The following is a 311-nucleotide window of genomic DNA, read 5'->3' on the forward strand; positions in this document are numbered from 1 at the left end:
GTAGTGGACGTCGATGTCCCAGGCGTCCCAGTTGTTCGGGTGGTCCGGGTGCAGCTGGAGGAGGTTGGCCCGATGGCCGGGGACCAGGACCTCGCGGCCCGCCGCCAGGTCGAGGACGGAGGCGATCAGCCCGTCCCGGTCGACGGTGACGCGCAGCAGTCCGTTGTCGAGGACGGCCCCCTCGTCCGCGGAGGCGTCGGCCGAAACCCCCTGCTCCGGGACGGCCGCACCGTCCAGCGGTCCCGCGCCGAGCCCCGGCGACTGGGCGAGAACCGCGGTGCGCCCCTCGCCCAGCGACTGCGCATGAGCCC

General features: G+C 74.6%; 1 protein-coding gene. It reads right to left on the reverse strand.

Going from position 1 to position 311, the window contains the following annotated elements; translation table 11 throughout:
• Positions 1-311: glycoside hydrolase family 38 C-terminal domain-containing protein (locus J0695_RS41530; protein WP_206969988.1), on the reverse strand; the 311-nt coding region annotated here is incomplete at both ends.

The organism is Streptomyces beijiangensis (genome assembly GCF_017315755.1).
GTDB classification, from domain to species: domain Bacteria; phylum Actinomycetota; class Actinomycetes; order Streptomycetales; family Streptomycetaceae; genus Streptomyces; species Streptomyces beijiangensis.